This is a genomic window from Dorea chungnamensis (assembly GCF_039832125.1).
Lineage (GTDB): Bacteria > Bacillota > Clostridia > Lachnospirales > Lachnospiraceae > JAFBIX01.
This window is the reverse complement of the sequence record NZ_JBDOHT010000019.1, coordinates 1-15,857: the sequence shown is the minus strand read 5'-3', so window position 1 is coordinate 15,857 and position 15,857 is coordinate 1. Positions and strand designations below refer to the sequence as shown.

Sequence of the window (15,857 nt, the reverse complement as noted above, 5' to 3'; positions counted from 1 at the left end):
AATGAATACAGGCAACATTATTATTCGTTTAGAGAAAAAAGAAGAATATCGGGAAGTAGAAAATCTGGTAAGAGAAAGCTTCTGGAATGTATATCGTCCGGGATGCTTTGAGCATTATGTGTTAAATCAGCTGCGAGATGATCCGGCTTTTGTTCCGGAACTTGATTTTATCGTGGAACAGGATGGCAAGCTGATTGGTCAGAACATGTTTATGAGAGCAAATATCAAAGCTGATGATGGCAAGACTATCCCCATCATGACGATGGGACCGATCTGCATTACCCCTGAACTGAAAAGAAAAGGGTATGGAAAGATTTTATTGGATTACTCTCTGGAAAAAGCGAAGGAGCTTGGCTGTGGCGCTGTTTGCTTTGAAGGAAACATTGATTTTTATGGAAAGAGTGGTTTTACTTATGCCAGTGAATTTGGCATTCGTTATCATGGTTTGCCGGAAAGCGAAGATGCCTCCTTCTTTTTGTGTAAGGAATTGATTCCGGGATATTTAGATGGGATTACAGGTGAGTATGCGACACCACAGGGATATTTTGTGGATAAAGCTGAGGTGGAAACATTTGATAAGGAGTTTCCGGTAAAAGAAAAATTGAAACTCCCGGGTCAATTATTTCAGGAGTAGTTTTCAAAAGATAGGATTTTGAATGTAACACCTTATTTTTTGTGTATAATATAAATTGAACATGACATATAGATGTCGTGTTATAGGTGGTATGATGAATCAGGAAGTGAAAGTGATATGAAAATAGATAGGCTTATCGGTATTCTTTCTATTCTTTTACAGGAAGAGAAAATAACTGCTCCGGAATTGGCAGAAAGATTTGAGGTTTCAAGAAGAACAATAAACAGAGATATTGAAGATTTATGCAAAGCTGGTATTCCGATTTTTACATCACAGGGTGCAGGCGGTGGTATCAGCATAATGGAAGGTTATAAGATGGATCGAACGATTCTGTCATCGAAGGATATGCAGATGATCATGGCAGGTCTTCGAAGTCTTGATAGCGTAAGTGGCAGCCATTATTATGTTAGGCTTATGGAAAAGCTCAAGGCTGGATCATCTGATTTTGTCAGTGGAAATGAGTCTGTTCTTATCGACCTGTCATCATGGAATAAGGATTCTCTGTCACCAAAGATTGAGCTGATTCAGGATGCTATCGAGCTTGGGAAGACCTTAAGGTTTAAGTATTATGCTCCGGGCGGTAATACGGAGAGGGAAATGGAACCGTATTTTCTGATCTTCAAATGGTCAAGCTGGTACATCTATGGATATTGTCTGCTAAGGAACGACTATCGTATGTTCAAACTGAATCGAATGGCAGAGCTTAAGCATGGCAGAAATTTTGAAAAAAGAAGTGCAGTGCCAATGCCAGATTTATCAAATGAGAAGGTGTTTCCGCCACAGGCAAAAGTAAAAGCAGTTTTTCATCCGTCAATGAAATGGCATCTTATTGAAGAATATGGTATAGAGTCATTTGCAGAGATGCCGGATGGAAATCTTCTATTTGAACATGATTATGCGGATGATGAGGGGCTGTTGTCCTGGATACTTTCATGCAGGGACATGGTCACTGTTCTTGAACCAGAATCTATAAGGGAGAAACTGTTTCGTATCGCTTCTGAACTTGCAGAAAAATACAGGAAAGAAGGTCAAAAATGACAACGGTATATGTTTATGTAATGAATACAATGGCTGATTGGGAAATTGGCTACTGTCTTGCGGAACTTCATTCAAAAAGGTTTTTCAGGAAGGACGCCAGAGAGATTTCGGTGAAAACAGTATCTCTTTCAAAGGAGCCGGTGAAATCCATGGGAGGTCTTACGATTGTTCCGGACCTGACGATAAAGGATGTCCAGGCAAATAAAGATAATGTGCTGATTCTTCCCGGATCAGACAGATGGAGTGAATCTGAAAACTCCCCGATTCTTGGGATTGCTAAGCAATTCCTGGAAGCCGGAGGACTGGTTGCTGCAATATGTGGAGCTACCGTAGCACTGGCAAATATCGGGATTTTGGATAATAAGAAGCACACGAGCAACGGAGCAGATTTCTTAAATATGTTTTGCCCGGAGTATAAGGGAACAGACCATTATATTGATAAGCCGGCTGTCAGAGACGGAAATTTGATAACAGCTGCAGCTACAGGCGCACTTGATATGACAAGATTGATTTTGGAATACCTGGATTTATTTGCGGCAGATACATTGGAACACTGGTATGCGTATTTCAGTACAGGCAACGCAGATGAATTTTTTGCTATGATGCAGAGTCTGCAGAAATAAGGGGGACTAAGGTAATGAAGAAATGGTATGATGAAGAATATAGATTTTCAATAGAGGTAACAGGTTTTCTGCGAGGCGACCATACAGAACACCTATGCAGGAACGGTGAAGAAATAGGTGATAAATACACCTGTACCTACGGCTGTCCTGTGAATGAGCAGGGCTATGGAATATGTTCTAAAATGATGCAGATCCTTTACGGTGATATGCAGGCTGTTAGAAGTGGCGGAGATTTAACACTTATTGGAGGAATTGAAGCAAATGTGAAGGAATATGTTTGTCCGGACGGATGTGTATGCTTTCGAATGACAGTCGAAAAGACAGGCGCAGAGAATTTTTACAAAGGTAAATATTATCAGGAGTAGAGAGAAAATGGCATTTGATTTCAAGAAAGAATTTAAAGAATATTACATGCCAAAGAACAAGCCGGAAATAGTGACTGTTCCGAAGGCAAATTACATTGCTGTAAGAGGAAAAGGTAATCCGAACGAAGAAGGTGGCGAGTACAAGCAGGCGGTAGGCATATTATATGCGATAGCATATACTTTGAAGATGAGCTATAAGTCAGATTATAAGATAGAAGGATTTTTCGAGTATGTAGTACCGCCGCTGGAAGGTTTTTGGTGGCAAGACGGAGTGGATGGCTGTGATTACAGTATAAAAGCTGAGTTTTATTGGATATCAGTCATCAGACTTCCGGATTTTGTGACAAAGAAGGATTTTGATTGGGCGGTGGGAACTGTATCTGCGAAGAAAAAAATGGATTGTTCCAGAGCCGAATTCCTTACAGTTGATGAGGGGTTGTGTGTTCAGATTATGCATCACGGACCTTTTGATGATGAGCCCGCAACTGTTGCAATTATGGATAAATATCTGGAAGATCATGGATACCGCAATGACTTTAGCGATGACAGGTTTCACCATGAGATATATATGTCTGATGCAAGAAAGGTTGCTCCTGAGAAGTGGAAGACAGTAATCAGGCATCAATATGTAAAAAATCATTCTAATATAGAATAATATAGACACTTGAAGAGTGTTGAGGGAGGGAATTTCAAATGGAATTTATCCGCGTTACAAAAGATAATTTGGAAAAAGAGCACATCTGCTGTGCAATCTCAAATAATAAGGATGTAGAGGTTACATCGAAAAAATCATGGCTTTCGGAACGATTTGATGAAGGCTTGGTTTTCTTGAAAAGTGAAGAGAGAGGAAAATGTTTTATCGAATATATTCCTGCAGAGTATGCGTGGAACCCAATTGATGCCAAAGGATATATGTATATTGATTGTTTGTGGGTTGCAGGTTCTTTCAAGGGACATGGGTACGCAAACGAACTGCTCAATTATTGTATGGAAGATAGTAAACAGAAAGGAAAGAAAGGACTTTGCATTTTATCGTATGCGAAAAAGAAACCTTTTCTTTCAGATCCTAAGTTCTTGAAATATAAAGGATTTGCCCCCTGTGATGAAGCAGACAATGGAGTACAGCTCTGGTATCTGCCATTTGAAAAAGAAGCAGAGCCACCAAAGTTTATGGAAAATGCCAGGCATCCGCATATCGATGAAAAAGGCTATGTTCTTTTCTACACATATCAGTGTCCTTATAATGCAAAGTATGTTCCTGTTTTAGAGAATCTTGCAAAAGAAAAAGATATCAGATTTAAGGCGATTCATATAAAGAGCAGAGAAAAAGCTCAGAATGCACCAACACCGATTACAACCTATGCGTTGTTCTGTGATGGTGAGTATATTACAAATGAGCAGATGAATGATAAGAGATTTTTAAAATTATTATCAAAATAATAGTTAGGAACTCTATACCGAGAATGGTATGGAGTTCTTTATTAAATCTTTATTTTTTTCTGTTATCCTCTTTCTATAGAAACGAGAGAAAGAAGGTATGAGTATGGAAATGATGCTTCAAACGAAAGATCTTTGTAAGTCATTTAAGAAACAGAAGGCTGTAAATAAAGTCTCGCTAAATATTGAAAAGGGAAAAGTCTATGGGCTTCTTGGACCGAATGGGGCCGGGAAATCAACTACTCTGAAAATGATTACCGGTGTTTTAAAACCGACAGCAGGTGAGATTTATTTCGATGGAAAACCATGGCGCAGGGAGTCGTTGTCTGAAATTGGGGCATTGATCGAGAATCCACCAGTCTATGAGAATTTGTCTGCACGGGAAAATCTGAAAGTCCGGTCTTTACTGCTTGGTGTGGATGAAAAAAGGATTGATAAGGTACTTAAGATTGTCTCTCTTGCAAATACAGGAAAAAAGAAGGTCGGGCAGTTTTCTCTGGGAATGAAGCAGAGGCTTGGCATTGCAATGGCGTTACTGGGCGAGCCAAAGCTTCTAATATTAGATGAACCCACGAATGGGTTAGATCCCATCGGAATCGAAGAACTCCGAGTGCTGATACAATCCTTCCCGGCACAGGGAATTACGGTCATACTTTCCAGCCATATTCTCTCGGAAGTACAATTATTAGCCGATCATGTGGGAATTATTTCAGATGGTATTTTAGGATATGAAGGACCAGTGGAACAGGGGGAGAATCTGGAAGAACTCTTTATGAATGTTGTAAGAGAAAACAGAAAGGCTGGTGAAGGTCGTGCTTAGTATTGTGAGAGCAGAATATCTGAAAACAAGAAAGTCAATGGGACGGGTACTGATCTGGGGATTTCCAATTATTACATTTGCTTTGGCATTTGTACTTACATTAGGAATGACAAATGCATATGCAGAGAGTGTCTGGAATTGGTGGTATACACTGCTGCTGCCCGGAATGCTTGCCATTATCTGCTATCTTTCCATAACACGGGAGAAAAAAACAAGATACTATCATCTCATGACGCTTTCTATCAGCAAAAGAAAATTAGTGATGGGTAAAATCATCTATATGGGCTGTGTGATTCTGGTGTCTGATATGATTATATTTGTGGGTGCCACTTTCGGAGGATTTCTATTGACCACCTGTGTTCCGTTCGGAGGAGCTTTGGCTGCAGTATTGGTTCTTACGATTACGCAGCTATGGGAGATACCGTTGCTTTTATTTTTAAGTGAACGCTTTGGAATGATTGTGGAATTACTGGTATGTTTGGTTCTCACGGTTGGAGGCGTTATCATAGCGCCGACAGGAAAATGGTATTTTTTTGTTTCATCCATCCCGATGAGGATTCTTTGCCCACTCCTTCATATATTACCAAATGGAATCAGAGCAGAAGAAGGCAATCCGCTTTTGGATGCGGGAGTCGTTTTCCCGGGGATTTGCATATCCATTATCTGGTTCATTGCTGCAACTTTTTTGTTCTTAAACTGGTTTGATAAGAGAGAGGGGAAATAGAAATGCTTAGAAGAAACCTCCATGCGGACTTGCTGAAAATGAAAGGGCTGTCCATTACGCTTGCGCATATTTTAATTCCTGTTATAACGAGTGGGGTGTTTCTGGCGTATTATGCTGTCTCTGCCTGGAATGAGAATACAAAAATCATTGCTTTCTACCAGGCAGTTGGAGCAGGATTCCCTGTTCTGATCGGAATATTTACTGCATGTATCATGGAACAGGAGCAAAATGCCGGAGCATACCAGAATCTGCTCACCTTACGAAAAAAGACAACAGCATTTTTGTCTAAGGTGATACTTTTGCTTATATTCAGCTTGTTTTCTGTATTTTTAGCAGCAGGAATCTTTTGCTTCGGGTTTCATAAAATCCTTGGGTGTAGTACAGTAAGTACAGGGACATATATGATGACAGTATTTGTTATGTGGTGTGGCAGTATTCCATTATATATCTGGCAAATGCTTTTGGCCTTCCGATTCGGAAAAGGCGTGTCCATTGGAGTAGGAATTATTTCCGGACTTGTCAGTACATTAATGCTCACGAATCTTGGAATGTATGTCTGGAAGTACATACCTGTTTCATGGACCGGAAGATTACCATACACATATTTACAGACTGCTTTCGGAGAACCGGGAGCAATCGATGAAATGAAGTCTGTAATACCAGTATTTTGCGTATTTACAGTGATTACTATGGTATATTATTTATTATGGGCATCCCACTGGGAAGGAAGTAAAATATCAGAATAGAGGGTTAATATGGCGAAAATATTAGTAGTTGATGATGATACAGCAATCCTTGATATGATAGGAACAATTCTAAATAAGGATGGACATCTGGTCACAAAAGTAAGCAACCCGCTTGAGATAAATATGGAAAAAGTGAATCTTTATGATCTGATTTTGCTGGATATTATGATGCCCGGAATGGACGGGTTCGTACTGTGTTCAAAAATCAGGAATCTTGTTGACTGTCCCATTTTGTTTCTTACAGCAAAAACAGAGGAAAGCAGTCTGGTAAATGGTTTGTCATTGGGAGCAGATGACTATATCTGTAAGCCCTTTAGGGTTATGGAACTTCGGGCGAGAGTTGCTGCGCATCTTAGGAGAGAACACCGGGAACATTCTGTCAGAATGGTCGTTGGGCATGTCTGCTTTCATTTATCTTTCAAACAGATGATGGTTGATGATAAGGAAATTCCGCTTACAAAGGCGGAGTATGAAATCTGTGAGTTTCTTGCAAGAAACCGTGGACAGGTTTTTTCAAAAGAACAGATTCTGGAGCAGGTATTTGGATTTGACAGCGAGAGCAATGAAAGTACAATTACGACTCATATTAAAAATATAAGAACAAAGCTCTCAGAATTTCCTTGCATGCCGATCAAAACAGTCTGGGGGATTGGATATAAATGGGAAGAGTAGAAAAGAGAAGAAGCAGTACACTTAGTGGAATCTTTCTGAGGTATGTACTGGCTATGCTTGGACTTTTGTTAACTTTGGGGATATGTACAGCTCTTATATTTAATATTCTTGTGAACCTGGGAGGTATTTATCCGGCTAATTACGCAGAAAGAAAGATCAATGAAGCTTATGATACGATTCAGAATGCAGATGAAGTGACGGAGGAGATGATACCGGTTCTTTGCCGTTATGTCATTTTTTCTGAGGACGGCGAGGTACTTGGAGGAAATATGGCGGAAGATTCGGTGAAAATTGCGTGGAACGTTGCAAATCATGGAACCGCATCAGGAGACTATTTTTATAAGGTGATTCCGCGTCCGGACGAATCTGTTGTTCTGCAGTACAGCCTGACACCACAGTATCAGTCTGCGTTTCTCAGAGAACATTTTATCGAACCACAGAATCTGATGACGATCATAGTTATTCTGAGCGGAATTACAATGATATTGTTACCATCTCTAAGCTTCGGAAAAAAGATGAAACGAAAAATGCAACCGGTCATGAATGCGGTAGAGAGAATCAAGAATCAGAATCTTGAATATGAGGTGTCTTATTCCGGGGTGAAAGAGATTGATGATTGCCTGTCATCTATAGATGAGATGAGAAATGCATTGAAGGATTCCCTGGAACGACAATGGAAGACGGAGCAGGAAAAAAACAGACAAATGTCTGCATTGGCGCATGACATAAAAACCCCGCTTACGGTCATAAGAGGCAATGCAGAACTTCTTTCTGAAATGGAAATGACAGAAGAACAGAAAAAATATATGGATTATATCACGAGCAGTGTATTGCAGATACAAAACTATGTACAGACAATAATAGAAGTAACAAAGTCCGTAGATGGTTATCAATATAGATTCGAAAAAATAAGGACAGAAGATGTACTTGGTGACATCAAAAAACAAACATTAGGCCTCTCTGAAGTTTTTAATCTGAAAATTAACTGGGAAGAACAATATATCAGTGAAACAGCAAATATTGTTTACGACCAGGTTGTAAGGGCTGTTATGAATATTATTAAAAATGCAGCAGAACATACACCGAAAGGCGGAATAATAAATATTTATATCGAAGAGCAGAGTGGAGAGTTAATATTTACAGTGGAAGATACCGGCAGTGGTTTTACAAAAGAAGCACTGCTGCACGGAACAGAACAGTTTTTTATGGATGATGCAAGCAGAAGCGGCGGTGTGCATTATGGCATTGGACTATTTTCTGCAAAATCAATAGCCCAAACTCATGGTGGAAGAATATTACTCACAAATTCGAAAAAAAACGGTGGAGCAAAAGTAGAGATTTGTTTTCCTCTTTACTGTCCAAAATAAGAAGTAAAAAATGATATCTGAAGAATTGACACATATGGATGGAATAATTACCTATACACAATTAAAATATTTTTGTAAAATATGGTATAGCAGAGAAGGAGGTATTCTGGAGACAGTAGCAGAATATGCTTATTCAAGAGGTTATCATCGTGTTGGGCTTCTGGGGACAATCTTTACAATGGAGAAAGATTTTTTAAGAAATGCCTTCGTTCAAAAAGGAATTGAGGTTGTTGTGCCTGACTATGACACACGTGTGTTGGTAAATGAACGAATTTCCAAAGAACTGGAGTACGGAATTGTAAAGGATTCTACTATAGAAGAATTAAATCGTGTAATTTTTAGTCTGAAACACGTACATGGAATAGAAGCAGTTGGGAAAGATAAAAGCAATCGGTGCAACGACAGGACAGTTGAGAAGAATCGTTTTGCTGGAAGGATTTCTTGTTGCCGCAATCGCAGTTCCACTCGGACTTTTGACGGGTTCTCTGTTAGCCCGATACGTATTTGGATGTATTTTCAAGCTGTACCAGAATGAGAATATGATGATGTCTACGATTCAGGAACTGATTCAAAGAGGAGAAAGTAAGCTGATTGTTCCGTGGATCTATCTGCTCGCAATCGGAGTTGCGATGCTTACGGTTTTCCTGTCACTACTTCGCCCTATGGGAATCGCTGCGAAGGTCTCTGAAGTGGAAGCTATGCGATACCGGAGTGAACAGACAAAGAAAAAAATCAGAAAAGGATACTCTGATATTACCGTCACTCGTCTTGCCATGGTCCATCTTGCGGGAAATAAGAAAAAGAGCTTGATTACGATCTGTTCTATGGCCATTACAGGATTATTATGTATGGTGGTTGCAACGGTATTGTCATGCGCCAATCCGAAGGAAGCGGCAGATCATTCCGTCATGGGAGAATATCAGATAGCTCCGATCATAGATAACAACGATAAGGAGCATCCGGAACTGGAGTGGAGCCAGGTGCAGCAAAACAATCCGCTTACGGAAGAATTAAGAGAACAGATTTTACAGATTGACGGAATCGATTCTGTGGAATGTTATCTGAGAAATGATGCGGAATCGGATGCATTTGATGGCAACAGAGAAGGAATGCTCGGAGTTCCTGAAAGCGGGAAAGAGTTACTGGAAGATGGTATCATAGAAGGAAATGCCACTTACGAGGAGCTAAAGAGTGGAAATAAAGTAATCATAGATAAGAATCTGCTCCACTGGTATCCGGACCTGAGCATAGGAGATGTTATCGATGTCGTAACCTGGGACGGTGGCGAGAAGTGTCGGAAACAATTGGAGATTGTAGCGATCGGAGACTATGATCTGGGATTTACAAGGTATAACTATCTCATCATGGCAGAGGAGGGGCTTCACTCCTTCAGCGGGTATAATCTGAATATGTATTACCGTATCTTTGCAAACAAAAAATATGATGCAGATGTAGAAGCAAAGCTGAAGACGATTATTGAAGAAAATGGAAGAATTCAGATGGAGGCCTGTTTTTTTCGTTCGGTGATAATATAAGAAAATGATTGGAAGAAAGGTGGAGAAAAGAGTGATATGAGAAACGAGATTAAAATGAAACAGTATGGTCTGTCCGAGATTTTTGAAAAGTTGGCGGATCAATTGCTCTGAGTTGTTTAATATGTTGATGAAAATATAGGATTGAATTATAATATTTCATAAGAGCAGATGAGATTATTTTGTGAAAAACTGGAACAACTAATCGGAAGGAGAAACGGCAGATGGAAAGTAATGTGGGGATACAGGCGATTGGACTGGCTGGTACGGTGCTGTTTTTTATGTCTTTCCAATGTAAAAGCAACAAGAATTTGTTTAGAGTGCAGTTTTTATCATATTTGTGCTATACCACTCACCTTCTTTTATTAGGAGCGATTACAGGCGGAATAAGCTATATTTTAAATACTTTCCGTTCATTTTGTCTTGGAAGTAAGATAGAATTCGCACGTAGCAAAAAAATGTGCATGATTATTTGTACATTGCAGATTGCAGCACTTATTATTACTTGGTCAGGGTGGATATCTCTCTTGCCAGTTGCAGCAAATATTGCATCAACCATCGGAGGATATACATATAACGCACGCAAAATACGAATTGCAGGTATGTTTGTAAATTCTCCTCTGTGGATCATATACGATATCATAGTTGGTTCATGGGCAGGAATTCTAGATGAGATTTTCAGTGAAGGCTCAATGATCATCTCAATTGTTCGTTATGGATGGAAAAATCTTGACAAAGTTAATGAATAACCTCTGATTATTATTTATGATAATATTCCTTCATATGGAGGATGAGGAGTCCTGCGATTGCTGCTCCTATATATGCGACTGCAAGCCCTATTCCAAACTCGGAGGTAAAAAAATTTGTATATTTCCGGTTACTGTTATAGAATCAAAAATTGACTGCACAGACTGCACAAATACATTATGACTGGCATGAATCAATACTGCGGGCCAAAAACTCGGTGCTTTTATACATAGATAATTTGCTGTAATCGTAAATCCCATTACCATGAGAAAGAAGCATAGCAAAGAATAGGGGATGTTTCCCTTGTTATAGTTCGAAAAAAGAATCACAGGGGCATGATATAAAAACCAGACACTGCCGATGATTACAGATGCCGTCTTAAAAGGTACAATCTGCCTGATGGAATACTTGCGAAGCGTTCCAATACCGGTGATTCATGCGAAACCATAAACATAAGATTACTTTTGGGGAAACCAGTGCGTAGTATTGTTTGCAATTTTTACCAGAGTTAACATTACAGGAACTTCTGTCAATACGCCGACTGTTGTGGCGAGTGCGGCAGGGCTGGTTGTACCAAACAATGCAACAGCGACTGCAACCGCCAATTCAAAGAAATTGGATGCTCCAATCATTCCGGCTGGAGATGCTATGTTATGTGGTAGTTTCAGTAACTTGCAGGCTCCATAGGCAATAAAGAAAATGAAAAATGTCTGTAAAATCAGTGGTATTGCAATCAGCACGATATGAAATGGATTTTCAAGTATCACTTCGCTCTGACCCATAAAAATCAATATGAGTGTGAGTAATAATCCAATGGTTGTTGCTGAATCAAATTTGTGGATAAATATATTTTCAAAATAGTCTTTACCTTTGTTTTTTGTTATCAATATCCGGGTGAGGATACCTCCAGCTAGTGGAATAACTACAAATAACACAACACTGAGGATTAACGTATCAAAAGGAACTGTTACGTTCGATACACCTAACAAGAACTTTACAATAGGAACAAAAGCAATCAAAATAATCAGATCATTTGTTGCCACTTGAACGACTGTGTAAGCCGGATTTCCATGTGTCAGTGTACTCCATACAAAGACCATAGCAGTACAAGGTGCCGCTCCGAGCAAAACTGCTCCTGCCAGATACTCGGTTGCCAGTTCTGGTGTGATAAATCCTTTAAAAATTATAAAAAAGAACAAGGATGCAAATCCATACATGGTAAATGGCTTAACAAGCCAGTTGACAATCCATGTGACAAATAGACCTTTTGGATTTTTGCCGACATTTTGTATGCTCTGAAAATCTACTTTCAGCATCATTGGATAGATCATAATCCAGATAAGTATAGCCATTGGGATAGAAATCCGGGCATATTCAAATTTGTTCAAAAGTGCCGGAAGTGCAGGAGCAAAATGTCCTAGCAAGACACCAACAATCATGCATAGGAATACCCACACTGTCAGGAATCGCTGGAAAAAATTAATATCTGTATTTTTTTCTTCTTTTATCATATTCATTCCTCATCAAATTGAATTATAGAAATTATTCTATTCGATGATCATATGAAAACCGATGCTGATTGTTTCTTACAAAAAAGCATCGGCTTCAATCGCAATCACAATGACTGATTTTATGGCATATACAGTCAGCCTTGTCTGAAAAAATGTGTCCGAGAGTCTGGTAAAATGAATCCAATTGTTCTTTGTTCAGGGAGTAGTAAGTATTTTTTCCATCTCTTCGATCCGTTATAATATTTGCCTCAATCAATACTCTCATATCATGAGACAACGTAGGCTGAGTGATATGGAATTCTTCCAGAATTTTGCATGCACACAATTCTCCACATGATAACATGTCAACAATTTTTAGACGTTTAGGATCTGAAATGGCTTTTAAAATCTTACCTAATTCTTTATATCTTTGTTCCAAATTGCTTACCCCTTACTTAATCATAGAAATATTTCTATTTGTTATTATATGCCCTTATTTAGAACAGGTCAATATCAAATTGAAAAAATTCTATATTTGTATTGACAAATATCCTTGTAAGTAATATTATGATCATACATAGAAGATGTTCGATGTATTAAAAAAGGGAAAAGATTATGGATATAGATTATATACAGTATTCGAAAATTTTTAAAGTTTTTTCTGATCCAAAGAGACTTAAGATCATTGATATGTTGTCTAATGGAGAATTATGTGCGTGTAAAATACAAGAAGAATTTCAGATTACACAGCCGACTTTATCTCATGATATGAAACTGCTTTGTGATGTAGGAGTTGTTATCTCACGAAAAGAAGGAAAGTGGATGCATTACTCTTTGAATTTGGAAAAAATGAATGAAATTTATAAAGTGATAGGCAAGTTAATGGTGCCAGATGAATTTCAGAAAATTGTAGATTGTGATTGTAATAAATAGATAATAACCGGCTTTATGCCGGTAAAAAAATATAAAATAAATAGAAAGATTTGAATGTATGAATGTAAGGAGGAAAAAGAATGGAATCTGCAAACACACAATTATATGTAGTGACAGGTTTTCTGGGTGCAGGAAAAACAACGGTTCTTTTGAAAATTCTAGAACAATTAAAAGGACACAGGGTAGGAATTATTCAGAATGAATTTGGAAAATTGGGAATAGATGGAACTATTCTGCGTAATGATGATATTCAGATGGTGGAGATTAACAGAGGTTCGATTTTCTGTTCTTGCCTGAAACTTAACTTCGTAAATGCACTGAGTGAAATGGCACAACAGGATTTTGAATATTTATTTGTGGAAAGTTCCGGTCTCGGAGATCCATCTAATGTGGAGGAGATACTTCAGGCAGCACAGGCAGTTTCGGGGAAAGAATATGATTTTAAAGGAGTTATCTGTTTGATTGATGCTGTGAATTTTATGGAGCAATTGGATGATCTGGAGACAGTGTATCGTCAGTTAAAGCATTGTCATCTGTCTGTTATTACAAAATCAGATCTTGTTGATAATGACAGAATTCAGGAACTCAGGAAGAAAATCAGAGAAATTAATCCGGTTTGCAAAATTGAAATCAGCAATATGGGGGAACTGGATTATGGATTTTTAAGGGAAGACTTACTTCTTTATCAATGGGCAGAAGGAGAAGAAACCACGAATTCAGAAGAGACAAAGCCGAAAACACTGTTTATGGACTTTGAAGGTGAAATCAAAAAGGATGTGCTTGTTTCGTTTTTGAATGAAATGATTCCAGATGTTTATCGCATCAAAGGATTTTTCAAAATCGAAGGACAAGGCTGGAGTCAGGTAGATGTTGTGGGCAGTAAGATTGATTTCAAAGAATGTGACAGTTGTGAAAAATCACAGTTGGTATTCATATCTAAAATTGGTCCGGCGATTATTAAGAAAATATTTGCGGCGTGGGAAGATAAGGTTGGTTTAGAAATGAAGTTGCGAAATTAGGAGGAAACAATGAATATCAAAGTAATTGGTACAGGATGTGAAAAATGTGATAGGCTCTATGCAAATGTACAAGAGGCTTTAAAGATAACCGGATGTGTTGCTGAGGTTGAAAAAATAGAAGACTTAATGGAAATTGTAAAACTGGGGGTTATGACATCACCGTCAGTGATGATTGATGGGAAATTAGTAGTATCAGGCAGAGTTGCTAAGCCTGATGAATTGGCAAAGATAATGAAATAAGGATTTTTACAATCTGAATTTACTAATACTTATGGTTCAAGTGATACTATATAGGATAAGAAATGGAGTAGATTATGGAAAATAACGAACTTATATGCTATTGCGATAATGTGACTAAGGGAGAGATAATTGCAGCTATGGATCAAGGAGCAAAAACACTTGCTGATATCAAAAGAATGACAGGTGCGTGTTGCAGTTGTAAATGTTCTGAGTTGAATCCTAGCGGTAAATGTTGTGCACAAGACATTGCACTTGTAATGAGAGAATATTTATTGAGTAAAAAATAGGCTGATTATAAAATTGAGGAATGTGAGATGAAATAAATGGCAGAGGAAATAATGGAAGCTATAAAAACGATAGGGCTATTTATTCAAGATCAGGTATTGGGAATGAAATGGCTAAATGTGGTGATTCGTAACAGTTTATTTGCGATAGGAGTAGATGTTTCAACAAAGGCAGGTGGCAGTGTACAGTTTTTCATCTATGATGTAATTAAGATTACTGTGTTATTGTGCTTTTTGATTTTTGTAATTTCTTACATTCAAAGTTATTTTCCGCCGGAACGAAGTAAGAGAATTCTGGGGCGCTTTCATGGAATAGGGGCGAATATGATTGCTGCGCTTCTCGGAACAGTAACACCATTTTGTTCTTGTTCTTCGATTCCGTTATTTATTGGTTTTACAAGTGCAGGACTTCCTTTAGGAGTTACTTTTTCCTTTTTGATCTCTTCACCAATGGTCGATCTGGGAAGTTTAGTACTTCTTATGAGCATTTTTGGGGCAAAGGTTGCTGTTGTTTATGTGATTGTAGGACTGATTATTGCTGTTATTGGTGGTACATTAATTGAAAAAATGCGCATGGAAAAATATGTGGAAGAATTTATCCGTACTGCAAGTGCAGTAGACATTGAAGCACCGGATTTAACAGTTAAGGACCGATTGACTTATGCAAAAGAGCAGATGACCGACACATTTCGGAAAGTATTTCCATATATTCTTGTAGGTGTGGGAGTCGGTGCCGTGATCCATAACTGGATACCGGAACATATCATTCAGACTGTTCTTGGAAGTAATAATCCATTTGGAGTCATTCTGGCTGTGTTAGTTGGTGTTCCAATGTATGCAGATATATTTGGAACAATCCCGGTTGCAGAAGCATTACTGGCAAAAGGAGCTCAGCTTGGAACAATTCTTAGTTTTATGATGGCGGTTACGACACTTAGCCTTCCTTCCATCATTATGCTTAAAAAGGCGGTAAAACCAAGATTATTAGGCTTGTTTGTTGGAATTTGTACAGGTGGCATTATTGTGGTTGGATATTTGTTCAATATATTTCAATATCTATTGATATAAGGTAGTGTAAAGTAGCCTATGAAAAATTGGAGCTGAAAAAATGGCTCCATTGGAACCTTGAAAATTGCAGATATGTTAGTTTTCGGCAGTGTACGCCACCCTTGACGGCACACTAAAA

At 38.5% G+C, this 15,857-nt stretch carries 22 protein-coding genes; 19 read left to right on the top strand and 3 right to left on the bottom strand.

All coding sequences use genetic code 11. From position 1 onward, the window contains the following. Position 1 precedes the first annotated feature (1 nt). The 14 genes from ABE613_RS13360 to ABE613_RS13295 all read left to right on the top strand — a co-directional run bounded on the left by ABE613_RS13360 (position 2) and on the right by ABE613_RS13295 (position 10,707). A complete protein-coding gene (locus tag ABE613_RS13360) occupies positions 2–634 on the top strand; it encodes a GNAT family N-acetyltransferase (RefSeq protein ID WP_347376638.1) in 633 nt (210 codons plus the stop codon). Positions 635–751: 117 nt separating this feature from the next. Continuing rightward, positions 752–1,672, top strand: coding sequence for a helix-turn-helix transcriptional regulator (locus ABE613_RS13355; protein ID WP_347376637.1), 921 nt, complete (start codon positions 752–754; stop codon positions 1,670–1,672). Continuing rightward, on the top strand, positions 1,669–2,295 hold the full coding sequence (locus ABE613_RS13350; RefSeq protein WP_347376636.1) for a type 1 glutamine amidotransferase family protein: 627 nt from the start codon (positions 1,669–1,671) through the stop codon (positions 2,293–2,295). Before ABE613_RS13355 ends, ABE613_RS13350 begins: the two co-directional genes overlap by 4 nt. A gap of 14 nt (positions 2,296–2,309) precedes the next feature. After that, on the top strand, positions 2,310–2,660 hold the full coding sequence (locus ABE613_RS13345) for a TIGR04076 family protein (RefSeq protein WP_235233058.1): 351 nt from the start codon (positions 2,310–2,312) through the stop codon (positions 2,658–2,660). A 7-nt stretch (positions 2,661–2,667) separates the two neighbouring features. Continuing rightward, complete coding sequence (locus ABE613_RS13340; protein WP_347376635.1) at positions 2,668–3,315, top strand: GyrI-like domain-containing protein; 648 nt, start codon at positions 2,668–2,670, stop codon at positions 3,313–3,315. Between the two features lie 38 nt (positions 3,316–3,353). Continuing rightward, on the top strand, positions 3,354–4,100 hold the full coding sequence (locus ABE613_RS13335) for an N-acetyltransferase (RefSeq protein ID WP_347376634.1): 747 nt from the start codon (positions 3,354–3,356) through the stop codon (positions 4,098–4,100). Between the two features lie 103 nt (positions 4,101–4,203). Next, positions 4,204–4,917: a lantibiotic protection ABC transporter ATP-binding protein gene (locus tag ABE613_RS13330; protein ID WP_235233061.1), complete on the top strand. Its 714-nt coding sequence runs from the start codon at positions 4,204–4,206 to the stop codon at positions 4,915–4,917. Continuing rightward, on the top strand, positions 4,910–5,641 hold the full coding sequence (locus ABE613_RS13325) for a lantibiotic immunity ABC transporter MutE/EpiE family permease subunit (RefSeq protein ID WP_347376633.1): 732 nt from the start codon (positions 4,910–4,912) through the stop codon (positions 5,639–5,641). The genes ABE613_RS13330 and ABE613_RS13325 overlap by 8 nt, the downstream gene beginning before the upstream one ends. A 2-nt stretch (positions 5,642–5,643) precedes the next feature. Next, a complete protein-coding gene (locus ABE613_RS13320) occupies positions 5,644–6,387 on the top strand; it encodes a lantibiotic immunity ABC transporter MutG family permease subunit (protein WP_347376632.1) in 744 nt (247 codons plus the stop codon). A gap of 9 nt (positions 6,388–6,396) precedes the next feature. Further along, entirely contained in the window at positions 6,397–7,059 is a 663-nt protein-coding gene (locus tag ABE613_RS13315) for a response regulator transcription factor (RefSeq protein WP_347376631.1), read from the top strand. Next, positions 7,047–8,426: a sensor histidine kinase gene (locus ABE613_RS13310; RefSeq protein ID WP_235233065.1), complete on the top strand. Its 1,380-nt coding sequence runs from the start codon at positions 7,047–7,049 to the stop codon at positions 8,424–8,426. Before ABE613_RS13315 ends, ABE613_RS13310 begins: the two co-directional genes overlap by 13 nt. Positions 8,427–8,436: 10 nt before the next feature. After that, positions 8,437–8,961, top strand: a complete 525-nt coding sequence (locus ABE613_RS13305; protein ID WP_235233066.1) for an aspartate/glutamate racemase family protein — start codon at positions 8,437–8,439, stop codon at positions 8,959–8,961. Further along, positions 8,852–9,961, top strand: coding sequence for an ABC transporter permease family protein (locus ABE613_RS13300; protein WP_347376653.1), 1,110 nt, complete (start codon positions 8,852–8,854; stop codon positions 9,959–9,961). The genes ABE613_RS13305 and ABE613_RS13300 overlap by 110 nt, the downstream gene beginning before the upstream one ends. A 221-nt stretch (positions 9,962–10,182) precedes the next feature. Next, a complete protein-coding gene (locus ABE613_RS13295) occupies positions 10,183–10,707 on the top strand; it encodes a YgjV family protein (RefSeq protein WP_347376630.1) in 525 nt (174 codons plus the stop codon). Between the two features lie 87 nt (positions 10,708–10,794). On the opposite strand, the gene ABE613_RS15215 is transcribed toward ABE613_RS13295, so the two are convergent. The 3 genes from ABE613_RS15215 to ABE613_RS13285 all read right to left on the bottom strand — a co-directional run bounded on the left by ABE613_RS15215 (position 10,795) and on the right by ABE613_RS13285 (position 12,634). Next, positions 10,795–11,097 (bottom strand): hypothetical protein, encoded by a 303-nt coding sequence (locus tag ABE613_RS15215; RefSeq protein ID WP_510182363.1) that lies wholly within the window; start codon positions 11,095–11,097, stop codon positions 10,795–10,797. Positions 11,098–11,163: 66 nt separating this feature from the next. Next, complete coding sequence (arsB, locus tag ABE613_RS13290) at positions 11,164–12,216, bottom strand: ACR3 family arsenite efflux transporter (RefSeq protein ID WP_510182362.1); 1,053 nt, start codon at positions 12,214–12,216, stop codon at positions 11,164–11,166. Positions 12,217–12,310: 94 nt separating this feature from the next. Next, the gene (locus tag ABE613_RS13285) at positions 12,311–12,634 is read right to left on the bottom strand and encodes an ArsR/SmtB family transcription factor (protein WP_235233069.1); all 324 of its coding nucleotides are present in this window, start codon (positions 12,632–12,634) and stop codon (positions 12,311–12,313) included. Positions 12,635–12,810: 176 nt separating this feature from the next. Here ABE613_RS13285 and ABE613_RS13280 point away from each other — a divergent pair, with 176 nt between their 5' ends. The 5 genes from ABE613_RS13280 (at position 12,811) to ABE613_RS13260 (ending at position 15,739) form a co-directional block, all read left to right on the top strand. After that, the gene (locus ABE613_RS13280) at positions 12,811–13,128 is read left to right on the top strand and encodes an ArsR/SmtB family transcription factor (RefSeq protein WP_235233070.1); all 318 of its coding nucleotides are present in this window, start codon (positions 12,811–12,813) and stop codon (positions 13,126–13,128) included. An 80-nt stretch (positions 13,129–13,208) separates the two neighbouring features. Further along, positions 13,209–14,147, top strand: coding sequence for a CobW family GTP-binding protein (locus ABE613_RS13275; protein WP_235233071.1), 939 nt, complete (start codon positions 13,209–13,211; stop codon positions 14,145–14,147). 9 nt (positions 14,148–14,156) lie between these two features. Then, positions 14,157–14,387 (top strand): thioredoxin family protein, encoded by a 231-nt coding sequence (locus tag ABE613_RS13270; protein WP_235233072.1) that lies wholly within the window; start codon positions 14,157–14,159, stop codon positions 14,385–14,387. Between the two features lie 74 nt (positions 14,388–14,461). Continuing rightward, entirely contained in the window at positions 14,462–14,674 is a 213-nt protein-coding gene (locus tag ABE613_RS13265) for a (2Fe-2S)-binding protein (protein ID WP_235233073.1), read from the top strand. A 51-nt stretch (positions 14,675–14,725) separates the two neighbouring features. Next, a complete protein-coding gene (locus ABE613_RS13260) occupies positions 14,726–15,739 on the top strand; it encodes a permease (RefSeq protein WP_235233120.1) in 1,014 nt (337 codons plus the stop codon). Positions 15,740–15,857: the final 118 nt, after the last annotated feature.

Bases quoted from the DNA above. Each gene is read 5' to 3' on its own strand.
- ABE613_RS13360 (WP_347376638.1), top strand. From the start codon at position 2: ATGAATACAGGCAACATTATTATTCGTTTAGAGAAAAAAGAAGAATAT.
- ABE613_RS13355 (WP_347376637.1), top strand. From the start codon at position 752: ATGAAAATAGATAGGCTTATCGGTATTCTTTCTATTCTTTTACAGGAA.
- ABE613_RS13350 (WP_347376636.1), top strand. From the start codon at position 1,669: ATGACAACGGTATATGTTTATGTAATGAATACAATGGCTGATTGGGAA.
- ABE613_RS13345 (WP_235233058.1), top strand. From the start codon at position 2,310: ATGAAGAAATGGTATGATGAAGAATATAGATTTTCAATAGAGGTAACA.
- ABE613_RS13340 (WP_347376635.1), top strand. From the start codon at position 2,668: ATGGCATTTGATTTCAAGAAAGAATTTAAAGAATATTACATGCCAAAG.
- ABE613_RS13335 (WP_347376634.1), top strand. From the start codon at position 3,354: ATGGAATTTATCCGCGTTACAAAAGATAATTTGGAAAAAGAGCACATC.
- ABE613_RS13330 (WP_235233061.1), top strand. From the start codon at position 4,204: ATGGAAATGATGCTTCAAACGAAAGATCTTTGTAAGTCATTTAAGAAA.
- ABE613_RS13320 (WP_347376632.1), top strand. From the start codon at position 5,644: ATGCTTAGAAGAAACCTCCATGCGGACTTGCTGAAAATGAAAGGGCTG.
- ABE613_RS13315 (WP_347376631.1), top strand. From the start codon at position 6,397: ATGGCGAAAATATTAGTAGTTGATGATGATACAGCAATCCTTGATATG.
- ABE613_RS13310 (WP_235233065.1), top strand. From the start codon at position 7,047: ATGGGAAGAGTAGAAAAGAGAAGAAGCAGTACACTTAGTGGAATCTTT.
- ABE613_RS13305 (WP_235233066.1), top strand. From the start codon at position 8,437: ATGATATCTGAAGAATTGACACATATGGATGGAATAATTACCTATACA.
- ABE613_RS13295 (WP_347376630.1), top strand. From the start codon at position 10,183: ATGGAAAGTAATGTGGGGATACAGGCGATTGGACTGGCTGGTACGGTG.
- arsB (WP_510182362.1), bottom strand. From the start codon at position 12,216: ATGATAAAAGAAGAAAAAAATACAGATATTAATTTTTTCCAGCGATTC.
- ABE613_RS13280 (WP_235233070.1), top strand. From the start codon at position 12,811: ATGGATATAGATTATATACAGTATTCGAAAATTTTTAAAGTTTTTTCT.
- ABE613_RS13275 (WP_235233071.1), top strand. From the start codon at position 13,209: ATGGAATCTGCAAACACACAATTATATGTAGTGACAGGTTTTCTGGGT.
- ABE613_RS13270 (WP_235233072.1), top strand. From the start codon at position 14,157: ATGAATATCAAAGTAATTGGTACAGGATGTGAAAAATGTGATAGGCTC.
- ABE613_RS13265 (WP_235233073.1), top strand. From the start codon at position 14,462: ATGGAAAATAACGAACTTATATGCTATTGCGATAATGTGACTAAGGGA.
- ABE613_RS13260 (WP_235233120.1), top strand. From the start codon at position 14,726: ATGGAAGCTATAAAAACGATAGGGCTATTTATTCAAGATCAGGTATTG.